This window comes from Actinobacillus minor NM305, assembly GCF_000175195.1.
In the GTDB taxonomy this organism is placed as follows: domain Bacteria; phylum Pseudomonadota; class Gammaproteobacteria; order Enterobacterales; family Pasteurellaceae; genus Haemophilus_A; species Haemophilus_A minor.
Map to the genome: position 1 here is coordinate 1 of NZ_ACQL01000192.1, position 2,362 is coordinate 2,362.

Annotated in this window: 3 protein-coding genes; 2 read left to right on the forward strand and 1 reads right to left on the reverse strand. The window is 35.1% G+C overall.

The annotated features are described in order from the left end of the window. On the reverse strand, positions 1–286 hold a 286-nt coding region (locus AM305_RS11735; RefSeq protein WP_005826455.1), incomplete at its 3' end, for a helix-turn-helix domain-containing protein. A 107-nt stretch (positions 287–393) separates the two neighbouring features. Here AM305_RS11735 and AM305_RS11740 point away from each other — a divergent pair. Both AM305_RS11740 and AM305_RS11870 read left to right on the forward strand, forming a co-directional pair. Continuing rightward, positions 394–1,290, forward strand: a complete 897-nt coding sequence (locus AM305_RS11740) for a GTPase family protein (RefSeq protein WP_005826456.1) — start codon at positions 394–396, stop codon at positions 1,288–1,290. Positions 1,291–1,293: 3 nt separating this feature from the next. Beyond that, on the forward strand, positions 1,294–2,157 hold the full coding sequence (locus tag AM305_RS11870; RefSeq protein ID WP_005826458.1) for a GTPase family protein: 864 nt from the start codon (positions 1,294–1,296) through the stop codon (positions 2,155–2,157). The last annotated feature ends 205 nt before the right edge of the window (positions 2,158–2,362 follow it).

Below are 2,362 nucleotides of genomic sequence, written 5' to 3' on the forward strand. Positions count from 1 at the left end.
TAATCTCGGAAGCTAAATCTTGAGAGGTGGGGTTGATGATATTGACACTATGATTACTTTCACTTTCTTGAAAGTAAATGATATTTCGTTCGCCAAGCGACATTAACTCCAAAATATCCGTATCAAACACTTCAACAATTTGTTCCAATTTAGGAATTGTTAAACGAGTTTCGCCACGTTCAATTTTTGCATAACCATTTGTGGACATACCTAAACGATCCGCCATTTCATCTTGCGTTAAACTTTTGCTTTCTCTTAAAAAACGGATTTTTTCATTGATTTTCATATATACCCACAAATTCGGAAGAAATCACAACTGGGGGTTGATTGTAGCATAGTTATTGTGAATGGGATAATTATTAGGATCCGTTTTAAATAAAGTAAGGAAATTTTATGTCAAATCCTAATCAAATTTTAGATGAACAACTATTATCCAAATTACCGGAAGAACTACGTCAAGAGGTTAAAAAACGTCTTATTGATGTAATCAACTATACTCCTAGAATCGGGGTAATGGGAAAATCGGGGGCTGGAAAATCTTCATTGATCAACGCCATTGTTGGTAAACAGGTTTGTAAAACCGGCGGGGTTGGTGGCTGTACTCGTACATTCCAAGAAGAAGTGATTTCAATGGGTAACCGCTCTCTTATTTTTATGGACTTACCCGGTGTTGCAGAAAGCCAAGCTCGAAATACAGAGTATACTCAACTTTATCAGAAAAAAATTGCAGATTTAGATCTCATTCTATGGGTAATTAAAGTAGATGACCGAGCTAATAAAGATGATGAAGCATTCTATAACTGGCTAACAAAACAATATAAGAAAGAGCAGATTTTATTTGTATTAAGTCAATGTGATAAGGCTGAACCAAGCCGAAGCTTTGATTATAAGAGTTTTAAACCTTCACTAGAGCAGCAACATACAATCAATCAAAATCACTTACGTATTAGCAGTGATTTCAGTGTTCCAGCTGATGATGTTGTACCTGTTGCTTGTGATTTCTATGAAAGTAAGTTTGACCGTTGGAATATTGATGCACTTTTTACCCGCATTATTCAAAAAATCCCAAGCCAAGCAAAAAGTAGCTTAATTGCTCAAGTGGATAAATCTGTTGTTACAGAGAAAGCGAAGGAAGAAGCAAAAGATGATTTCAGCGATACTGTTGAGAACATTATTGATGTTGCAATTGATTACTTACCGCTACCACAGCCAGTGAAGACGGTTGCAAAAGTAGCTAAAAAATTAATTGCCGAAGGAGCAAAAAAACTTTGGAATTTCTTCTTCGGGTAAATTATGCAACACGCTGTCAATAATCTAATACATTTGATTGGAGATCGAGACTTGAAAGAGCAAATATTTGCTCTTTCACGTTCTTATCAACAAGTGAAAAACAGACCGCTTTCAATTGGCATAATGGGAAAATCCGGCGCAGGAAAATCCTCTTTTGTAAATGCTCTTTGTCAAGAAGATATATGCCGTACGAGCGGCGTAGGTGGTTGTACTCGAGAAATACAGGAAATCGCTATTAAATTAGGCGAAATGGTAGTTCATCTTTATGATTTCCCCGGAATTGCAGAAAATAGTCAGTGGGACAAAGCATATCAGGCACTTTATGTACCTTCTTTAAGAAAAATGGATATGGTTTTTTGGCTAATTAAAGTTGATGATAGGGCAGTTGCAGAAGATGAAAAGTTCTATAAAAAATATATAGAAAATGATCCTAAGCTTGGTAGCAAGTTTATTATTCTTCTAAGCCAAGCAGATAAAGCTGCCCCGAATAGGGAGTGGGATTATAAAACGTTTAAACCTTCACCGGCACAAAAAGAAACACTTTTGAAGAATAAACATCGTATTTATAACGATTTCCTTGCTCCAAAGACTCGTTCAACATCAATTCAGAACAACAACGTCAAAACAAAAAGAGTAATTACCATTGCGACAGATTTTATTAAAAATCAAAGCCGGTTTAATATCTACGGTTTTGATGAAATCTTTGAATTTTTAGCTATTAGCTTATTCAGTATGACTGAAATTAGAGATAGATTACCGTTGCCGATATATACTAAAATTGCTCAGAAGAAAAAAAGCCCGACTGACTTATCGAAAATATTAGGAAGTTCCGTTTCAGCTAGGGCGTGGAGTTTCTTTTTTGGATAGCGTTAATCAAAACCCTGTACAACAATTGCTGTACATGGTTTTGTTATTTTTCTAAACTAATTTCAGAATTTCATTTCGATTTAAATAAAAGCCACAATCGGCAGTTTCTCCTTTTAAAAATAAAATATATCAGGAAATCAAATGAAAAAAACAAGCGGTCAAATTTGCAATTTCAATAACAAATCTGACCGCTTGCACCTTAAAT

What these genes read in the sequence shown, in the direction of transcription:
- AM305_RS11740 (WP_005826456.1), top strand. Translation starts at nt 394, where the DNA reads ATGTCAAATCCTAATCAAATTTTAGATGAACAACTATTATCCAAATTA.
- AM305_RS11870 (WP_005826458.1), top strand. Translation starts at nt 1,294, where the DNA reads ATGCAACACGCTGTCAATAATCTAATACATTTGATTGGAGATCGAGAC.